Annotated in this window: 16 protein-coding genes; 12 read left to right on the top strand and 4 right to left on the bottom strand. The window is 64.9% G+C overall.

What is annotated here, in order from left to right; all coding sequences use genetic code 11:
* The first annotated feature begins 2 nt into the window (after nucleotides 1-2).
* The 7 genes from DQ229_RS12720 (at nucleotide 3) to guaB (ending at nucleotide 8,285) form a co-directional block, all read left to right on the top strand.
* Nucleotides 3-161 (top strand): AIR synthase-related protein, encoded by a 159-nt coding sequence (locus DQ229_RS12720; protein ID WP_274378845.1) that lies wholly within the window; start codon nucleotides 3-5, stop codon nucleotides 159-161.
* Between the two features lie 127 nt (nucleotides 162-288).
* Complete coding sequence (locus DQ229_RS12715) at nucleotides 289-717, top strand: thiosulfate oxidation carrier protein SoxY (protein ID WP_114966636.1); 429 nt, start codon at nucleotides 289-291, stop codon at nucleotides 715-717.
* 22 nt (nucleotides 718-739) lie between these two features.
* Nucleotides 740-1,063, top strand: a complete 324-nt coding sequence (soxZ, locus tag DQ229_RS12710) for a thiosulfate oxidation carrier complex protein SoxZ (protein ID WP_114966635.1) — start codon at nucleotides 740-742, stop codon at nucleotides 1,061-1,063.
* A 198-nt stretch (nucleotides 1,064-1,261) separates the two neighbouring features.
* Nucleotides 1,262-2,527: an NAD(P)/FAD-dependent oxidoreductase gene (locus DQ229_RS12705; RefSeq protein ID WP_114966634.1), complete on the top strand. Its 1,266-nt coding sequence runs from the start codon at nucleotides 1,262-1,264 to the stop codon at nucleotides 2,525-2,527.
* A 188-nt stretch (nucleotides 2,528-2,715) separates the two neighbouring features.
* Nucleotides 2,716-3,765, top strand: a complete 1,050-nt coding sequence (locus DQ229_RS17055; protein ID WP_202909582.1) for a homocysteine S-methyltransferase family protein — start codon at nucleotides 2,716-2,718, stop codon at nucleotides 3,763-3,765.
* Nucleotides 3,762-6,431: a methionine synthase gene (gene metH, locus DQ229_RS12700; RefSeq protein WP_202909581.1), complete on the top strand. Its 2,670-nt coding sequence runs from the start codon at nucleotides 3,762-3,764 to the stop codon at nucleotides 6,429-6,431. Before DQ229_RS17055 ends, metH begins: the two co-directional genes overlap by 4 nt.
* 405 nt (nucleotides 6,432-6,836) lie before the next feature.
* Nucleotides 6,837-8,285 carry an IMP dehydrogenase gene (guaB, locus tag DQ229_RS12695; protein WP_114966633.1) on the top strand — a complete coding sequence of 483 codons (1,449 nt, stop codon included), beginning with the start codon at nucleotides 6,837-6,839 and terminating at the stop codon, nucleotides 8,283-8,285.
* A 251-nt stretch (nucleotides 8,286-8,536) separates the two neighbouring features.
* On the opposite strand, the gene DQ229_RS12690 is transcribed toward guaB, so the two are convergent.
* From DQ229_RS12690 to DQ229_RS12675, 4 genes are all read right to left on the bottom strand, one after another.
* A complete protein-coding gene (locus DQ229_RS12690; RefSeq protein WP_114966632.1) occupies nucleotides 8,537-8,722 on the bottom strand; it encodes a hypothetical protein in 186 nt (61 codons plus the stop codon).
* Between the two features lie 47 nt (nucleotides 8,723-8,769).
* Nucleotides 8,770-9,780 carry a cytochrome d ubiquinol oxidase subunit II gene (locus tag DQ229_RS12685; RefSeq protein ID WP_114966631.1) on the bottom strand — a complete coding sequence of 337 codons (1,011 nt, stop codon included), beginning with the start codon at nucleotides 9,778-9,780 and terminating at the stop codon, nucleotides 8,770-8,772.
* Between the two features lie 4 nt (nucleotides 9,781-9,784).
* A complete protein-coding gene (locus DQ229_RS12680; protein WP_238381072.1) occupies nucleotides 9,785-11,179 on the bottom strand; it encodes a cytochrome ubiquinol oxidase subunit I in 1,395 nt (464 codons plus the stop codon).
* Nucleotides 11,180-11,366: 187 nt separating this feature from the next.
* Complete coding sequence (locus DQ229_RS12675; RefSeq protein ID WP_202909580.1) at nucleotides 11,367-12,011, bottom strand: peroxiredoxin; 645 nt, start codon at nucleotides 12,009-12,011, stop codon at nucleotides 11,367-11,369.
* A gap of 115 nt (nucleotides 12,012-12,126) precedes the next feature.
* On the opposite strand from DQ229_RS12675, the gene DQ229_RS12670 reads away from it, so the two are divergent.
* The 5 genes from DQ229_RS12670 to DQ229_RS12655 all read left to right on the top strand — a co-directional run bounded on the left by DQ229_RS12670 (nucleotide 12,127) and on the right by DQ229_RS12655 (nucleotide 18,616).
* A complete protein-coding gene (locus tag DQ229_RS12670; RefSeq protein ID WP_114966630.1) occupies nucleotides 12,127-13,050 on the top strand; it encodes a hydrogen peroxide-inducible genes activator in 924 nt (307 codons plus the stop codon).
* 377 nt (nucleotides 13,051-13,427) lie between these two features.
* The gene (locus DQ229_RS12665; RefSeq protein ID WP_114966629.1) at nucleotides 13,428-14,483 is read left to right on the top strand and encodes a patatin-like phospholipase family protein; all 1,056 of its coding nucleotides are present in this window, start codon (nucleotides 13,428-13,430) and stop codon (nucleotides 14,481-14,483) included.
* A 4-nt stretch (nucleotides 14,484-14,487) separates the two neighbouring features.
* Nucleotides 14,488-15,870 (top strand): GntP family permease, encoded by a 1,383-nt coding sequence (locus tag DQ229_RS12660; protein ID WP_114966628.1) that lies wholly within the window; start codon nucleotides 14,488-14,490, stop codon nucleotides 15,868-15,870.
* Nucleotides 15,857-16,030: a hypothetical protein gene (locus DQ229_RS16380; protein ID WP_155326522.1), complete on the top strand. Its 174-nt coding sequence runs from the start codon at nucleotides 15,857-15,859 to the stop codon at nucleotides 16,028-16,030. Before DQ229_RS12660 ends, DQ229_RS16380 begins: the two co-directional genes overlap by 14 nt.
* 84 nt (nucleotides 16,031-16,114) lie before the next feature.
* The gene (locus DQ229_RS12655; RefSeq protein WP_114966627.1) at nucleotides 16,115-18,616 is read left to right on the top strand and encodes a cation:proton antiporter; all 2,502 of its coding nucleotides are present in this window, start codon (nucleotides 16,115-16,117) and stop codon (nucleotides 18,614-18,616) included.
* Nucleotides 18,617-18,755: the final 139 nt, after the last annotated feature.

Here is an 18,755-nt window from a genome sequence, read left to right as displayed (position 1 = left end):
TTCTGCGCACCTTCAACGCCGGCATCGGCCTGGCGCTGGTGGTGGCCCCCGAGGCGGCCGCGCAGCTCGAGGCGCAGCTCGAGGCGGCGGGCGAAACCGTCTTCCGCATCGGCGAGATCGAGCCCGGCGAAGGCATAAGCTATACCGGGGCGTTGGCGTGACACGGCGGGTGGCGCAGGAGAAGGCACGAGGGAAGGCCGGGGCTGGCGTTTTGCGCGCGGGGCACTAAATGGTGGGAAAAGGCGGCCCGGGCGTCCGCCGCCGGGCCTTATGACGGGAGACTTGCCAATGCTGACCAGACGCGGCGTGATGGAACTGGGGCTGGCCTGCTCGGTGGCGGCGTTGCTGCCCTGGCGGGCGGGCGCCGAGGTGCCGACACTCGACGAGATGCGGCAGGCCTTCACCAGCGGGGCCGCGACCGAAGCCGGCGGGCTGGAGCTGAACATCACCGAACTGGCGGAGAATGGCGCCTCGGTCCCGGTCGAGCTGCGCGCGCCCGAAGGCGCGGTGGCGCTGATGATGCTCATGCCCGGCAATTTCCAGCCCCACGCCTTTACCGCGCGGTTCGGCCCGGCGGCGGGCAGCCCGCGGCTGGCCACGCGCATCCGCTTGGCGCAATCGCAGGAAGTGATCGCCCTGGCCGAGATGGCCGACGGGCGTTTCCTGGAGGCGCGCAAACATGTCGATGTGACGCTGGGCGGCTGCATCACGGGCTGAGCCGGAGACAAGGAGTTCGACAATGAGTGTAACCCCCCGTGTTCGCGTGCCTGCATCGGCCAGCCCCGGCGAGGTGATTTCGATCCGCACGCTGGTGAGCCACCCGATGCATACCGGCTTCATGGAAGACGCGCGCGGCGAGATCATTCCGCGCCACATCATCAACCGCTTCACCTGCGACTTCAACGGCGAGACGGTCGTCGACATGGAGATCGCGCCGGGGCTCGCCCATGACCCGTATATCGAGTTCGACGTGCGCGTGGACGAGTCGGGCGAGTTCGCCTTCGCCTGGCATGACGACGATGGCTCCGTCTACACGCAAGAGGCGCGAATCGAGGTGGGTTGAGGCGCGCCGTGACCTGATGCGCGCGAAAAGAACAGCTTTCCGTTTTTGCCGTCGCTTGTGGGACACTTTCACCGCAACGGCCGGCAATCAGGGCAGGGCGGTTTTTCACGGTGGCGTGACCATCGTGAAGAAATATTCTAGATTACACAATGATATGCCGGACGTCGCAGCGTGCGGCTAGCGACAGGAGGGATCAGGATGCCAATGAACAGACGCAGTTTCATCGGAGCGGTGGCGGCAGGCACGGCCGCGCTTTCGGCGCCGATGGTGATGGGCCAGGTGCGGCCGCGGGTTGTGGTGATCGGTGGCGGCTCGGGCGGCGGCACGGCGGCGCGCTACATCGCCATGGACAGCCAGGGCGAGATCGACGTCACGCTGATCGAGCCGACGCGGCGCTACTACACCTGCTATTTCTCGAACCTCTATCTGGGGGGCTTTTGGGATTTTGACGGGCTGGGCCACAGCTATGGCACCATGGCGTCGCGCTACGGGGTCAATGTGGTGCATGACTGGGCCGTTGGCGTGGATCGCGATGCGCGCACTGTCGCGCTGGCAGGGGGCGGCAGCGTGCCCTATGACCGGCTTGTCATCTCGCCGGGGATCGATTTCGTCGAGGGCGCGGTGCCGGGCTGGGATGTCACGGCGCAAGACCGCATGCCCCATGCCTACAAGGCCGGCACCCAGACCGCGCTTCTGAAATCGCAGATCGAGAACATGCGCGAGGGGGGCACCTATGCCATGGTCGCGCCGCCCAACCCCTATCGCTGCCCGCCGGGGCCGTATGAGCGGATCTCGATGGTCGCCCATGTGTTCAAGGAGCAGAACCCCACCGCCAAGATCCTGATCGTGGATCCGAAGGAGAACTTCTCCAAACAGGGGCTGTTCGAAGAGGGCTGGCAGCGTCATTACCCCGGCATGATCGAACGCATCGGCCCGGATTTCGGTGGCGACAAGGTGTCGGTCAACCCCGAGACGATGGAGATCGACATCGACGGGCTGGTCGAGCAGGTCGATGTCTGCAACGTCATCCCGGCGCAGAAGGCCGGGCGCATCGCCGAGATCGCGGGCCTGACCAACGAGGCCGGCTGGGCGCCAGTGCGGCCCGAAGACATGCGCTCGCGCATGGATGATGCGATCTTCGTCCTGGGCGACGCGAGCCAGCAGGGCGACATGCCGAAATCGGGCTTTTCGGCCAACAGCCAGGCCAAGGTGGTGTCCAACGCGATCCGCCACGAGCTGACCGATGCGCGGCTGTTCCCGGCGCGCTATTCCAACACCTGCTGGTCGCTGATCGCCACCGATGATGGTGTGAAGGTCGGCGCCTCCTACGAGCCGACCGAGGAAAAGATCGCCACGGTGGACAGCTTCATCAGCCAGACCGGCGAAGATGCCGAACTGCGGCGCCAGACCTACCAGGAGAGCATCGGCTGGTATAACGGCATCGTGGACGATATCTTCGGCTGAGCCCGGGGGGCGAAGCGGGCCGGCCAGCGAGGGCCGCCCATGAAAAGGATATGACGCGCGCCCCGTTCCCCTGCGGACGGGGCGCGCGAGTTTTTGAGATTTCCCGGGCACAGCTTGCCGTTTTGCGCGGTTGCCGTTATCGCGCAGTCGAGTATGTGCCGGACAGGGCAAACGCGAGGACAGGCAACATGGCCGGTATCGAAGAGCTGGAGAAGATCACGCGGGAACGTATCGCGGTGCTCGACGGGGCCATGGGCACGATGATCCAGCGCCACAAACCCGACGAGGCCACCTATCGCGGCGCGCGCTTTGCCGATTACCCGTCGGATGTGGCGGGCAATAACGAACTGCTCAGCCTGACCGCGCCCGACATGATCCGCGATATCCATGCCGATTTCGTGCGCGCCGGCGCCGACATCCTGACCACCAACACCTTTGGCGCAAATGCCATCAGCCAGGCAGATTACGGCATGGAAGACCTGGTGGACGAGATGAACGCCGAGTCGGTGCGCCTGGCGCGTGAGGCGATCGAGGCGGCCGCGCCGGGCCGGCCCTGTTTCATTGCCGGTGCCATCGGCCCCACCAACCAGACGGCAAGCATCTCGCCCGATGTGAACGATCCAGGCTATCGCAAGGTCACGTTCGACGATCTGGCGGCGGCTTACGGGCAGGCGGCGCGGGCGCTTATCAAGGCCGGGGCCGACCTGATCCTGATCGAGACGGTGTTCGACACGCTTAATTGCAAGGCCGCGATCTATGCGATCGAGTCATTGCGCGACGAGATGGACGTGCCGCCGCTGATGATCTCGGGCACGATCACTGACCGGTCGGGCCGCACCCTGACCGGCCAGACGCCCGAGGCCTTCTGGGCCAGCATCAGCCACGCGCGGCCCTTTGCCGTGGGGCTGAACTGCGCGCTTGGGGCCGCCGAGATGCGCGCGCATATCCGCACGCTTGCGGGCATCGCCGACACCCGCGTCAGCGCCTACCCGAATGCGGGCCTGCCCAACGAGATGGGCGGCTATGACGAAACCCCCGGCGAGACCGCCGCGCATCTGGGCGAATGGGCCGAGGCCGGGCTGGTCAATATCGTCGGCGGCTGCTGCGGCACCACGCCTGAGCATATCGCCGCCATCGCACAGGCGGTTGCCGGAAAGCCCCCGCGCCGCATCCCGCCGCGCGCCGAGGTGCTGCGCCTGTCGGGGCTGGAGCTGTTCGAAGCCGGGAGGGTCGCATGAGCGATATCAGCCGTTTCATCAATATCGGCGAGCGCACCAATGTCACCGGCTCTGCGCGGTTCAAGAAGCTGATCATGGAGGGCGATTTTCCGGCTGCGCTGGAAGTCGCGCGCAGCCAGGTCGAGAACGGCGCGCAGATCATCGATGTCAACATGGACGAGGGGCTGCTCGATTCCGAGGCGGCGATGGTCACGTTTCTCAACCTGATGGCGGCCGAGCCCGATATCTCCCGCGTGCCGGTGATGATCGATTCATCGAAATGGTCGGTGATCGAGGCCGGGCTGAAATGCGTGCAGGGCCGTTCGGTCGTCAACTCGATTTCGCTCAAGGAAGGCGAGGCGCCGTTTCTCGAACAGGCCCGCGCGGTGCGCCGCTATGGCGCGGCGGTGGTGGTGATGGCCTTCGACGAGGGCGGCCAGGCCGAAACCGCGCAGCACAAGTTCGAGATCTGCAAACGCTCGCATGATCTGCTGGTTGGCAAGGCGGGGTTCGACCCGTGGGACATCATCTTCGACCCGAACATCTTTGCCGTCGCCACCGGGATCGAGGAGCACAACGACTACGCCAACGCCTTTTTCGAGGCCACGCGCATGATCAAGGCGGCGATGCCGCATTGCTATGTCTCGGGCGGGCTTTCGAACGTGTCGTTCAGCTTTCGCGGCAACAACCCGGTGCGCGAGGCGATGCATTCGTGTTTCCTCTATCACGGGATCCGCGCGGGGCTCGACATGGCCATCGTCAATGCCGGGCAGATCACCGTCTATGACGATATCCCCGACGAGCTGCGCGAGCATGTCGAGGACGTGCTGCTTAACCGCCGCCCCGACGCGACCGACCGGCTGCTGGCGATTGCCGACAAGTATCGCGGCTCGGGCGAGGCGCAGAAGAAATCCGACCCCAAATGGCGCGAGGCCCCGGTCGAGGAACGCCTGCGCCACGCGCTGGTGCATGGCATCACCGATTTCGTTATCGAGGATACCGAAGAGGCGCGCCAGAAGGCCGACAAGCCGCTGCACGTGATCGAAGGCCCGCTGATGGATGGCATGAACGTCGTCGGCGATCTGTTTGGCGAGGGCAAGATGTTCCTGCCGCAGGTGGTGAAATCGGCCCGCGTGATGAAGGCCGCCGTTGGCCACCTGATCCCCTATATGGAGGAGGAAAAGCGCCGCACCGGCGATACCTCGGCCAAGGGCAAGGTGCTGATGGCCACGGTGAAGGGCGATGTGCACGACATCGGCAAGAACATCGTCGGTGTTGTCTTGCAGTGCAACAATTACGATGTGGTCGATCTGGGCGTGATGGTCCCGGCCGAGGATATCCTTGCCCGCGCCCGCGAGGAAAAGGCCGATATCATCGGGCTTTCGGGGCTGATCACGCCGTCGCTCGACCGGATGGTGGATGTCGCCGCCGAAATGCAGCGCCAGGGCTTCACGCTGCCCTTGCTGATCGGGGGCGCGACCACCTCGAAAAAGCACACCGCGCTCAAGGTTGCGCCGGAATACGGGCACGGGGTGGTCCATGTGGACGATGCCTCGAAGGCGGTCGGCGTCGTCTCGCGGCTTTTGTCGCCCACGGCGCGGGCGGGGTTGCTGGCCGATGTGGCGGCCGATCAGGAGGCCATGCGCGAGTTGAACGCGCGCGGCGGTGAACGTCCGACGATCCCGCTGGCCGAGGCCCGCGCCAATGCCTTTGACGGCGGCTGGTCGGAGTACACGCCGCCCGCGCCGCAGACGCCGGGGCTGACGGTGGTCGATGACATGACGCCCGGTGATCTGCGCGGACATATCGACTGGGGGCCGTTCTTCGCCACCTGGGAGATGCGCGGAAGGTTTCCCGACATCCTCGATGATCCCGAAAAGGGGCCGACCGCGCGCGAGCTTTACGCCAATGCACAGGCGATGTTTGAGCGGATAGAGCGCGAGGGCTGGTTCACCCTGCGCGGGGTGGTGGGGTTGTGGCCCGCCAACAGCGACGGCGACGATATCGTGATCTGGGCCGACGAGTCGCGCAGTTCGCAAGCCGCGCGCCTGCCGATGCTGCGCCAGCAGGCCTCGAAATCGAAAGAGCGGCCCAACCTCTGCCTTGCCGATTTCGTGGCGCCGCTGGGCACGCCCGACTGGGTAGGCGGCTTTGCCGTCACCTCCGGCCCCGAGGTGCACGCGATAGCGGCCCGCTTCAAGCAAGAGGGCAACGATTACGACGCGATCATGGTGCAGGCATTGGGCGACCGGCTGGCCGAGGCCTTCGCCGAGGCGCTGCACGAGCGGGTGCGCAAGGCGCTTTGGGGCTATGCCGCCGACGAGCGGCTGTCGAACGAGGATCTGGTCGCCGAGCGGTATCGCGGCATCCGGCCCGCACCGGGCTATCCGGCTTGCCCCGATCACACCGGCAAACGCGTGCTTTTTGATCTGCTGGACGCGCCGCGCCACACCGGGCTGACGCTGACCGAAAGCTGCGCGATGTGGCCCGCGGCGGCGGTGTCGGGACTCTATTTTGCGCATCCCGATGCCAGCTATTTCGGGGTGGGGCGGATCGGGCGCGACCAGCTTGCCGACTATGCCCCGCGCGCCGGCATGACGCCGGAGGAGGCCGAACGCTGGCTCGCGCCCAACCTCAGCTATACGCCGGGGCGCAGCGCCCCTGGGGCAGAGCGCAAGATCGCCTGAAGCGCGTGCGGTGGAGCCGTAAGTCATATCAGAAACCTCTGCATAATGCGCAATCCGGGCAATCCCGCCCGGCGGCATCGCCGGGCAGCGCCTGCCTGCCCCCCGGCAGGCGCTTGTAACGTCTCAATATATTGAAATTTCGTGAGCTTTTCGACGGGGGCTCCTCTGGCGCCGGTGCGCAAATGCGCCAGCCCAGGCAGGCGCTGCCCGGCACCCCGGCGCGTTTGCCGGTTTCCCATGCGTGGAACCTTGATTACACTACACAAGGGACCGGGCGTATTTTGCCCCTGCCCACGCGGGGGGGGGAAGCGGACCCCGGAGGACAATCGCACCCCAAGCCCCTTTTCATTCCTGCCCGCCCGTGAAATAGGGAAGCGCCAAACGAACCCTCCCGAGGAGAGCCCCATGGAGATTCGCGAGGCCCTAACCTTTGATGATGTGCTGCTGGTGCCCGGTGCCTCCAGTGTGATGCCGTCCACTGCGGATACGTCCACCCGCGTCACGGCCAGGATCCGGCTGAACATCCCGTTGCTGAGTTCGGCGATGGACACCGTGACCGAAGGCCCGATGGCCATCGCAATGGCCCAGGCCGGCGGGATCGGGGTGATCCACCGCAATCTCGACATCGAGACCCAGGCCGATGAGGTGCGCCGCGTGAAGCGCTTCGAATCCGGTATCGTCTACAACCCCGTCACCTTGCGCCCCGACCAGACCCTGGCCGACGCCAAGGCCCTGCAGGCACGCTATTCGGTGACAGGCTTTCCCGTGGTCGATGAAGCCGGGCGCGTCATGGGAATCGTGACCAATCGCGACATGCGCTTCGCCACCGATGACAACACCCCGGTGCGGGTGATGATGACCTCCGACAACCTGGCCATCCTGCGCGAACCCGCCGACCGCGCCGAGGCCCGCAGCCTGATGCAGGCGCGCCGGATCGAGAAGCTGCTCGTCACCGATGCCGAGGGGCGGCTCACCGGCTTGCTGACCCTGCGCGACATCGAGCGCGCGGTGCTCAACCCCCAGGCCAGCAAGGATGACCTCGGGCGGCTCAGAGTCGCGGCGGCCACCACTGTGGGCGATGCCGGGTATGAGCGCAGCGCCGCACTGGTCGATGCCGGTGTTGATCTGGTGGTGATCGACACGGCGCATGGCCATTCGTCGTCGGTGATCGAGGCGGTGAAACGCGTCAAGGCGCTCTCGGGCAAGGTCGAGGTGGTCGCGGGCAATGTCGCCACTGCCGAGGCGACGCAAGCGCTGATCGACGCGGGCGCCGATGCGGTCAAGGTGGGGATCGGGCCGGGCTCGATCTGCACCACGCGGGTGGTGGCGGGCGTGGGCGTGCCACAACTGACCGCGATCATGGATTGCGCCGCCGCGGCGGGCGATGTGCCGATCATCGCCGATGGCGGCATCAAGTTCTCGGGCGATTTCGCCAAGGCCATCGCGGCGGGTGCCTCGGCGGCGATGGTCGGATCGGCCATTGCCGGGACCGAGGAAAGCCCCGGCGAAGTGATCCTGTTTCAGGGCCGCAGCTACAAGGTGTATCGTGGCATGGGCAGCCTTGGCGCCATGGCGCGCGGCTCGGCCGATCGCTACTTCCAGAAGGATGCGGCCTCCGACAAGCTGGTGCCCGAAGGGATCGAGGGGCAGGTGCCCTACAAGGGCTCGGTCAGCGCAGTGCTGCACCAACTCGTGGGCGGCTTGCGCGCGGCGATGGGCTACACCGGCAACGCGACCGTGGAAGAGATGCGCCGAGGGTGCAACTTCGTGCGCATCACCAATGCGGGGCTGAGGGAAAGCCATGTGCACGATGTGCAGATAACGCGCGAGTCTCCGAACTACAGAGGCGGATAATCAAGGTCTTGGCGGTTATTTGCGTGCTGGTGCGAGGGTGGCGCGGGACGGGACATACCCGGAACAAGGCGAAATGCGATGATGTGCAAAAAGGACAGTCTTTGCGCGCCATCGAAGCAATGCTGAAGGCGGGCGAAGTGTTCGCAAATGGTTGCCATAGCTTCCGGTGTTTGAACTCGTCAGTCACAAGCCCACACCGTTAGATCATGGCAGCTCCGTTTGAGGTGGCGTTTGCACGGCATTGGTCGCACTCAGGACCAGACAGGCAGCGCCCAGCGTTGTCCAGCGCCCGAGCCGAAGATCGAGATGCCGACGAACCAGAAGGCCGCCTCGGGGGTGCCGGTGAAATGCGTGGCGATGCCGCGCGCGCCGGTGCCATATCCGGCGCGGAGTGCCGGCCTGTCCGTTGGCTCTGCCAGGAGTGCGACGAACGTCATGGAACACCAGGCGCGCAGACGCTTTCAGCACCGTCAGTGGCCGCGCTTCAATCGTAGCGCAGGTCGGTCGCCTTTCCCCTGAACACCCAGTAAGCCAGCGCCGAGTAGCCGATAATCACCGGCACCACGAACAGCACCCCGATCAGCATGATGAACAGGCTGCCCGGCGCGGCGGCGGCCTCGTATATGGTCATCCGCTCGGGCACCACATAGGGGTAGAAGGAATAGGCCAGCCCCACGAAGGCGAGCACCATCAGCCCGATCGTGGCGGTGAAGGGCAGCCAAGCGAAATGATCGTCCTCGGTGGGCAACCGCCGCAGGCTGATCCACAGCACCGCCAACAGCACCACCGAAAGGATCGGCAGCGGCGCCAGCAGGAAGAATTCGGGCACGGTGAACCACTTGTCCCAGATGCGCGGGCTCATCAACGGCGTGGCCGCCGATATGGCGGCAATGCCCAGCCCCACGCCCCACAGGCTGTGCCGCGCCCAGCCCACGGCCTTGCGTTGCAGATCACCATCGGTTTTCAGGATCAGCCAGGCCGCGCCGATCAGCGCATAGCCAAGGCTGAGAAACACCGCCGAGGCCGCGGCGAAAGCGACGTTGATAGCGGTGTAGTCCAGCCCCATGACATAGAGGCCCAGCATCCAGCCCTGCGCGGCGGCGGTCATCACCGACCCGACGAAGAAGGCCGTATTCCAGGCCCATTTGTGCGGGGCGGGCGCCTTGACACGGAACTCGAAGGACACCCCGCGCAGGATCAGCCCGATGAGCATGATTGCCACCGGCAGATACAGCGCCGTCAGGATCACGCCATGCGCGAGCGGGAAAGCCACCAGAAGCAACCCCACGGCCAGCACCAGCCAGGTCTCGTTGGCGTCCCAGAACGGCCCGATCGAGGCGATCATGCGGTCGCGCTCTTTCGGCGTGGCGAAGGGAAACAAGAGCCCCACGCCCAGATCATAGCCATCAAGGACCACATAGATCAGGATCGACAGGCCCATCAGGGCGGCAAAGGCCAGCGGCAGCCAGATTGTCGGGTCTCCGAACAGGGTCATGGGATCACTCCGCGGGAATTGGGTTGGTTTCGGGGCGGGCGGCATCGTCTTTGCCGGGCTCTTGGTCACTGCCCTGCGCCTGCTTGCGGGTGAGGTAGATCAGCACACCCAGATAGGCGACGAGCAGCACGACGTAGACGACCAGATAGGAAATCAGCGTGCTCATCACCATGCCGGGGGCGACGTCTCCCACGGCGGCCTCGGTGCTCAGCACGCCTTGCACGAGCCAGGGCTGGCGACCGATCTCGGTGGTGTACCAGCCCGCCAGCGTGGCCACCCAGCCCGACAGCGCCATCGGCACGAACAGCCATATCAGCGGGCGTGGCAGCCCCTCCACCCCGCGGCCGCGGCGCATGGCGAAGGCCGCTGCCCAACTCAGCGCCAGCATCGCAAAGCCCAGGCCGACCATGATGCGGAAGGCCCAGAACACCGGAGAGACCGGGGGGTGCTCGACTGCGCCGTCTTCGGTGACGAAGTCATTGAGCCCCGGCACCACCCCGTCGGCGGAATGCTTGAGGATCAGGCTGGCCCCGTTGGGGATGCTGAGCGCAAAGCGGTTCTCGCGCGCCTCCTCGTCGGGCAGGGCAAAGAGCACCAGCGGCACGTTGCCCCGGGTTTCCCAGTTGGCCTCCATCGCGGCGACCTTGGCGGGCTGATGCTCCAGCGTGTTCAGCCCATGCAGGTCGCCCATGAAGATCTGCACCGGGATCAACAGTGCGGCCATCCAGACACCCACGCGCATGGTCTTTCGCAGCTCGTCCGAGCGGTCGCGCATCAGCCAGCGCAGCGCCGAGATGCCCGCGATCAGGAAGGCGACGGTCAGGCCAGAGGCAAGCAGCATATGGATCAGCCGGTAGGGCATGGAGGGGTTGAAGATAATCTCCATCCAGCTGGTGACATGGGCCACGCCGTCGCGCATCTCGAAGCCCTGCGGCGTGTGCATCCAGCTGTTGAGCACCAGAATCCAGAAGGCCGACAAGAGCGTGCCCACCGCCACCGCCACGGTGGCGAAGGTATGCAGCCAGCCCGGCACCTTGCGAAAGCCGAACAGCATGATGCCCAGGAATACCGCCTCCAAGAAAAAGGCCGTGATCACCTCATAGGCCAGCAACGGCCCCGCGATATTGCCCACGCTTTCCATGAAGCCCGGCCAGTTTGTGCCGAATTGGAACGACATGGTGATGCCCGAGACGACGCCAAGCGCAAAGGACAGCGCGAACACCTTTACCCAGAAGAAATAGGCGCGCATCCAGTCCTGATCGCCGGTGCGGTTGTAGCGCCACTTGAAGAATACCAGCACCCAGGCCAGCGCGATGGTTACGGTAGGAAACAGGATATGAAAGGAAATGTTCGCCGCAAACTGGATGCGCGACAACAGCAGGGTATCCATCAGTTCCATTGCTCTGTCCTCGTGTAATCAAAGGGACCGTATTCGCCCTGCCGCCAGAATGTTTCGAGTTCCGACCTCATCTCAAATGAGATGGAGGCCGGCCGTCGAATGGCAAGGTGGTCATGGGGCGCCGCGGTCATTTGTCCCTCCAGTGAGGGTTGCGGCGGGCACCTCAATGGCGCCCGCCTGGTTCGGCTCAGAGTTGGCGAGTCGAAAAATACCAGTCCACCGTATCATATCCTTCCGATGCGCGCGCCTCCGCCGCTTCCGGGGTCTTGGGGGCGGGCACGATTACCGGCTGGCCGGGCACCCAGTTCTCGGGCATGGCGCAGGCGTTCTCGTCCGCGGTTTGCAGCGCGACCAGCAGGCGGTGGATCTCGTCCACCGAGCGGCCGGCGTTCATCGGGTAATAGACCATGGCGCGCAGGACGCCTTCGGGGTCAATGATGAAGGTGGCGCGCACCGCCGCGGTATCCGAGGCACCGGGCTGGATCATGCCATAGGCTGAAGCGGCCTTCATGTTCAGATCCGCGATGATCGGGAATTTAATCTCGACGCCGAACTTCTCCTTGATGCTGAGCACCCAGGCGATGTGCGAATGCACACTGTCGATCGACAGCCCCAGCAGCTCGGCGTCAAGGGCTGCGAAGTCATCCTGCCTTCTTGCGAAGCCGATGAATTCCGTCGTGCAGACCGGGGTGAAATCGGACGGGTGCGAGAAAAGCACCAGCCATTTGCCGCGATAATCGGCGAGCTTCTTCTGCCCGTGTGTGGTGGGCGCGTCGAAGTCGGGGGCCTGTTCGTTCAGGCGCGGCATTGGAATCGGGGTCATGTCGGTCATGGTCTTGCTCCATTTGATTGTTTCACTGGCAATGGGGATACCCCCTTGATGTATATTTGTGAAACGAATAAAAAGGGTAACTAAGATCGAAAAAAGCGATTACGGGGGCCTTCCAATGCTGACCTTGCGCCAGCTGCGCTTTCTCGTCGCCCTGGCCGACGAGTTGAATTTCACCCGCGCCGCCGAGCGCTGCCATGTCACGCAATCGACGCTCAGCGCCGGGGTGCAGGCATTGGAGGAGCAACTGGAACTCCGGCTGGTCGAGCGCAGCCGGCGCAGCGTGATGATGACCGAGATCGGCGCAGAAATCGCCGAACGGGGCCGCGCGTTGCTGCTGGCTGCGCAGGAGATCGAGGAGATCGCCGCCGCGCAGCTACGCCCCGATGAGGGCGATCTGCGGTTGGGCTCGATTTCCACCGCGGGGCCGTTCCTGCTGCCGCCGGCGTTGCCGCGTATCCGCGAAGCGTATCCACATCTCCGGGTCTATCTGCGCGAAGAACTGACCGAAAGCCTGCTCGAAGGGGTGGCCAATGGCCGGCTTGACCTGGCGCTGATCGCCCTGCCGTTCGATATTGGTGGGCTGGCCTGCATGAAGCTCTTTACCGACGGCTATCACCTGGCCGCGCCGCGCGGGCATTGCGGCACACTCACCGATGATGGGGAGCAGTTGCTGCTGCTGGAGAAGGGCCACTGCCTGCAACGCCACGCGCTCAGCGCCTTTCCCGAACGCCGGCTGGAGCAGGATGAAAGCTTCGCCGCCACAAGTCTGACGACGCTGGTTTCCATGGTCAGCGAGGGGCTGGGCATAACCTTGCTGCCCAATCTGGCAGTCGCGGCGGGTATGGCGGCACAGCATGATATTACGCTTGCCCCGCTCCCCGGAGCCCACCCGCGCGAGGTGGTGTTGGTATGGCGCAAAACCTCACCACGCACAGCAGTATTCGAAGGTATTGGCAATGCGCTCATCCAAACGCATGTGGCGATGACCCGGCCGCCGCGGCCAAACCCTTCCGAACACGAAAGCCGGAACCTGACCTGACCCTTGGCTGCAGCGAGGGGGGACCCGATCATTTGCGCGAGGGCGACCAAAGCTGAGAGGCGGCACATGGATCAGGCCACATCCGACATTCGTTGTGATGTCTGGCCCCTTGGTGCCACCGTCAAAAGGGGCTCCCGAGCCGCCTTGCGGCTGCGCGCGGTGTGGTGGAATCTATCGGCGACGCGGGGTTGGCGACGTGGTCGCCTGTGCGCATTCGCGCCCATCTCCGGCGGACGCATGCCCCGCTGTCGGGAATTGGACGAAACCGATCAACTGCGACCGGCACTGGCCGCCATCGGCTGATGATCGCTTGGCCCTGCCATTGACCCTGCACCCCGGGACGCCTATGCTGCAGCGCAGCAAAAAGGTATTCCCACATGGCGAAGAAATCACACGGCAAGCGCATCAACCTTGCCCTACAGGGCGGTGGATCGCATGGGGCACTTACCTGGGGTGTGCTTGACCGCCTGCTGGAGGATGACCGCCTGACGATCGCCGAGATCAGCGGCACCAGCGCGGGGGCGATGAATGCCGTGGTCCTGGCCGACGGCTTTGAACGCGGCGGACGCGAGGGCGCGCGCAGCGCCTTGCGTGGTTTCTGGAAGGCGGTCAGCGATGCCGCGCGGTTCTCGCCGATCCAGCGCAGCCCGTGGGACCGGGCCACAGGAAACTACAGTCTGGATCTGTCACCCGGCTATCTGTTCATGGAAGGGCTCAGCCGCCTGTTTTCGCCTTATGACCTCAATCCCATGGGCGTGGACCCGCTGCGCATGATCCTTGAGCAGCAAGTCGATTTCACCAATGTGAACCAGTGCCGCGATATCGCCGTGCATGTCACCGCGACCCATGTGCGCACCGGACGGGCGAAGATATTTTCGCGCGGGGCGGTGACTGCGGATGCGGTCATGGCATCGGCTTGCCTGCCGCAGATCAGCCGGGCGGTGGAGATCGACGGCGAGGATTACTGGGATGGTGGCTACAGCGGCAATCCGGCGTTGATGCCACTGGTCACAAGCGACGCCAGCCCCGACATCGTGATCGTCCAGATCAACCCGGTGGTGCGCCACGAGACCCCGCGCAGCGCCCGCGAGATCATCAACCGGGTCAACGAGATCAGCTTCAACACCTCGCTGATCAAGGAGTTGCGCGCGATCCACCTGATGCAGCAGATGATCGACGGCAAGGGGCTGGATCTGGGGCCGGCCGGACAGACCTATCTTCACCTGATCCATGCCGACGCCGAGGTGCAGGATCTGTCGGCATCGAGCAAATCCAATGCCGAATGGGGCTATCTCAGCCAACTGTTCGAACGCGGTCGCGGCTGGGCCGATGCCTGGCTGGCCAGGAACTTCGACGCCATCGGCACCCGCTCGACACTGGATCTGGACGCGTGGTTTGTCGATCCGGGCGTGTCTGCCCGGCCGGAAGCCTGACGACATGACCGGCATCGCCGTCATCGTCCTGGCGCTTGGCGTGCTGGTCTATCTGGCTTATCGCGGGGTCAGCCTGCTGCTGCTGGCACCCGCCCTGGCGATCTTTGCCGTCACCGCGTCCGAGGGCGGCCCCGTGCTGGCCAGCTACACGCAGGTGTTCATGGCGGCGACGGGCGGCTTCATCATCCAGTATTTCCCGTTGTTCCTGCTTGGTGCGGTGTTCGGCAAGCTGATGGAGGCCTCGGGCAGCGCGCAGGTTCTGGCCGACGGGATCATCCACCGGCTCGGGGCCGCGCGGGCCATTCTGGCGGTGATCCTGTGCTGCGCGGTGATGACCTATGGCGGCGTGTCGCTCTTCGTGGTGGCGTTTGCGGTCTACCCGATCGCCGCGGCGCTGTTTCGGCAGGCAGAGCTGCCCAAGGTGCTGATCCCGGCTGCGATCGCGCTGGGGGCGTTCACCTTCACCATGACCGCGCTGCCGGGCACGCCGGCCATTCAGAACGCGATCCCCATGCCCTATTTCGGCACCACGCCCTATGCTGCACCCGGGCTTGGCATTCTGACGGGTGCTTTGATGTTGCTGCTCGGCTGGCAATGGCTGGAGCGGCGGGCGCGGGCGCTCGGCCCCGGATACGGCAAGTATGACGATGCGCCGCCCGAAACCGAAAAGTTGAGCAACCCCCCATCGCTGGCCATCGCGGCGCTGCCGCTGGGGCTGGTGATCGTGCTGAACCTCTCGTTCACCTTTCTCATCATCCCGGCGCTCGACACGGCCTATCTGGCGCTGCCCGAATACGGCGCGACCGATGTCGGCACATTGCGCGGGGTCTGGTCGATCATCGCGGCGCTGACGCTTTCATCGGTTGCGCTGGTGATGCTGAATCTCGGCCGGCTGCGCGCGATACTGGGCGACACGCTGGATCGCGGCGCTGCGGATTCGCTCAAGCCGATATTCAACACCGCCAGCCTTGTGGGGTTTGGGGCAGTGATCGCCTCGCTCTCGGCCTTTGGCCTGATCCGCGATTGGGTCGTGACGATGGGTGGCGACAACCCGTTGATCTCGCTTGCCGTCGGCACAAGCCTTCTGGCCGGGATGACCGGCTCGGCCTCGGGCGGGATGAGCATTGCGCTCTCCACGCTGGGCGAGACCTATCTGCAGATGGGCGAGGAGGCGGGCATCGCGCCTGCGCTTCTGCACCGGGTGACGGCGGTGGCGACGGGGGGGCTGGACGCGTTGCCGCATAACGGCGCGGTTATCACGCTTCTGACGATCTGCGGCCTGAGCCACCGCGAGGCCTATCGCGACATTGCAGTGGTGGCCGTGGTGATCCCGATCCTTGCGCTGGTCCTGCTGATCGTGCTGGGCACGCTGTTTGGCAGTTTCTGATCGCAGCGCGCCGAAGGTTCTGGCGCGTATCGCTTCCGTCAGCCGCATCGAGGAAGAGCGCGGGGCCGGCATCGCCTGCCAGGTCGACGTCGAGGAGGCGGTCGGATTGATGCGGCAAATCAAGGCTCTGGAAAGGGGGGCGCAGCGCCGGCGGGATTGACGCACAGCCTAAAAGATCGCATTCAACAAAGGGCTTTCCAACCCATTTTCCTCCAGAGCCCTGCCTGCGGCTATCGGCCATGTCATGGATGTCATCACGCTCGTCGGCATTGTTGCCGCACTGTTCATCGTCATTTCCCTGAGCGAGCCTTTGGCCGACCGTACCCGGCTGCCCTACACGGTGGTGCTGGCCCTCATCGGCGGGCTGATCGGAACCGTCGCCATCTATATGGCCGAACACGGGGCGGATCTGCTCGGCTGGCCCTTGGCCGTCGAGATGTTCGAGTTCGGCATCCGCGCGAATGTTTTTCTCTATGTGCTGCTGCCCACGCTTCTGTTCCAGGTGTCGCTGGGCCTGAACCTGCGCCGCATGGCCGACGACTGGGTGCCCATTCTGGTGATGGCGGTGCTGGCCGTCGTCGTCGCGACCTTTGCCATCGGCTATGCGCTGACACCTTTCACCACGCTGCCGCTGGTTGCCTGCCTGATGCTGGGCGCGATTGTCGCCACGACCGACCCCTCGGCCGTGGTGTCGATCTTTCGCAACATTGCTGCCCCGCAGCGGCTGACCCGGATCGTCGAAGGCGAGAGCCTGCTCAACGATGCCGCGGCGATCGCGCTTTTCGGCTTCTTCCTGACCTATGTCATGCTCGGGGTGCCCAACCCCACGCTGCGCGATGCACTGGTGGGCTTTCCGGTGCTGATTCTTGGTGGGATCGGCACGGGCTGGGTGCTGGCGCGGCTGTGTCTGGCCTTGTTCGGATGGCTGGGCCATTTCCCGCTGGCGCAGGTCTCCTTGAGCGTGGCGCTGCCTTACATAACATATCTGGTCGCGGATCAACTTCTGGGGGTGTCCGGGGTCATTGCGGTGGTGATGGCCGGGATGACTCTGAACTATCTCGGGCCGGGGCGGCTTTCGCCCTTGAACTGGTCGAACCTGCGCGAAGTCTGGGATGTTCTGGCGCATTGGGCGGGGGCGCTGATCTTCCTGCTGGCCGCGCTGCTGGTGCCAAGGCTGCTTGGCGATATTCAGCTGCGTGATCTGGCGCTGATCGGTGTTGTGGTGATCGCCGCGACGGTGGCGCGGGTGGTCATGCTGTATGGCGTGCTGCCGCTTCTGACCGCGCTGCGCCTGTCGCCGCGGGTGGACAGGCCCTATCGCGTGGCCATCCTGTGGGGCGGCCTGCGTGGCGCCGTGACCCTGGCCCTTGCGCTGGCCGTCACCGAGAACGCGCGTGTGCCCTTCGATATCCAGCGCGAGGTGGGCATCCTGGCGACCGGCTTCACGCTGTTCACGCTGCTGGTGCAGGGCATGACCCTGCGCCCGGTGATCTCGTTTCTGGGCCTCGACAAGCTGAGCCGGCTGGACCGGGCGCTTTCAAACCAGGTGATCGCAGTCGCGCTGCAGAATGTGCGCGAAGAAGTCTCCACAACCACGAAACGCCACGAGTTGACACATGAGATCGTCCGTTCCGAGGCCAAGCGCTTTGCCGAACGGCTGGATAGCGCCATGGAAAAGGCCGAGGCCACCGACGAGATCCCCGACCGCGACAGGATCACGCTGGGACTGGTCGCGCTTGCCGGCCGCGAGCGGGACATGATCCTCGATGGCTTCCGCGAGCAACTGGTCTCGGCCCGGCTGGCCGAACAGATGCTGTCGGATGCCGACCGGCTGATCGAGCGCACACGCGCGGGCGGGCGAGACGCCTATCGCGTGGCGGGCCGAATGAGCCTCGCACGCGGTCAGTGGTATCGCATGGCAGTCTTCCTGCACAACCGGCTGCGGCTGTCGGGTCTGCTGGCGCGGCTGACGGCCGACCGGTTCGAGATCCTGCTCAATCAGCGGCTGATCCTGCGTGACCTGCATGGCTATATCGACGGCAAGATCCGCCGTATCCATGGCCGCCGGGTAGCGGACCTTCTGCACGAATTGCTCAAACGCCGCGAGGATGAAACCCAATCCGCGCTCGAAGGGTTGCGGCTGCAATACCCGGGCTACGCCGAAGAGATCGAGCGCCGCTTCATCCGCAGAACCTCGTTGCGGCTGGAAGAGCGGGAATACGACATCCTCCACGGGGACGGGCTGATCGGGCGTGAGCTTTACACGACGCTCAAGCAGGAACTCGCCGGGAGGCGCAAACGCGCCGAAGCTCGCCCGGCGCTGGATCTTGCAGTCCAGAAGTCCGAACTGGTTCGGCAGTTTCCGCTCTTCGCCGATATGGACGAGAACACACGCCGCCAGTTGGTCAAGGCTATGAGGGCACGTTACGTCCAGCCCGGCGAGGTGCTGATGCGCAAGGGCGAGTCCCCGCGCGAGGTCTGTTTCATCGCCTCGGGCGCTGTCGAGTTCGAGACTGCAGGGCAGAAGCAGAAACTGGGCCGGGGCGAGATGTTCGGCCAGCTGGCCCTCCTGACACGGCAGATGCGCCGGACCCAGGTCACCGCGATCAGCCACTCGACCCTGCTTGTTCTGGATGAAACTCGCTTCCGCAAGCTGCTTGCGCGCAACGAACTGCTTCGCAGTGCCGTGTATGGCAGCGCGGAGAAGCGAGGGGTGAAAATCAGCCTTCCGGAAAACGCCGGGTAGGAAACCTGCTCCATGATGTGAAGTTCAGCCGCGACTCTCCGGATTATCGCGGCGCCTGGGATGCGGAAGGGCCCGATTTTCGGCGCGGCTGCGCCGCACCGAAGCCTCCGGCGGGGATATTTTGCCACAGTGAATTTGC

This window comes from Alkalilacustris brevis, assembly GCF_003350345.1.
Classification (GTDB): domain Bacteria; phylum Pseudomonadota; class Alphaproteobacteria; order Rhodobacterales; family Rhodobacteraceae; genus Alkalilacustris; species Alkalilacustris brevis.
The sequence above is the reverse complement of the archived record's forward strand: the minus strand, read 5'-3'. Positions and strand labels throughout refer to the sequence as shown.